At 42.5% G+C, this 572-nt stretch carries 1 protein-coding gene; it reads right to left on the reverse strand.

Translation table 11 applies throughout. The features are described 5' to 3' along the window. Positions 1 to 572, reverse strand: a 572-nt coding sequence (locus tag RVS70_RS21880) for a sce7725 family protein (RefSeq protein ID WP_321134827.1), incomplete at both ends; no start/stop codon positions are given.

Here is a 572-nt window from a genome sequence, read left to right on the forward strand (position 1 = left end):
TTATAGGCCAGCAAAGCAAAATCACTGCCAAATTCTTTCGGCCTCAAATCCACCTGCGTAACCAACTTTCGAGCAGCTTGCAAAAACTTTGTCGAAACATCTCCTACATCGCGATCTTTGTCATCAGAAACAAAGTGCTCCATCCAGATATCTGCCGTAACTTTATCTTTATAGCTGACATGTATCGCAACCGCCCCAGGCTTTCCGCCGCCGATATCTAATGATCGCCCCGTTATCGTATAATCTCCAACCGCGCAAATTCTACGCCCAACTAGTTTATGCCGATCAGTGAAAAACTCAACACCATCATAATCAGCATTTCGCTGCATCTTATTAAAAGAATCACGCACATCAACCAGTTTTTCTTTTGGAAGAAGAGCCAATTGCGCCGCGGTGACTTTTTCATTCAAAACAACATGATAAACAATCTTCCCATTTGCAGCTACGGACTTAATATCCGCATCTGCGAAATGAGCGCTATTGTATATCAACGCAACATTTCTATCAGAGTACAGCTTGAAAAAATTATCCAAATTCGCTTTCTTAGTGTGCGCGCTAATCAGATAAGACGG

This window comes from Virgibacillus sp. M23 (assembly GCF_034190895.1).
In the GTDB taxonomy this organism is placed as follows: Bacteria; Bacillota; Bacilli; order Bacillales; family Amphibacillaceae; genus Virgibacillus; species Virgibacillus salarius.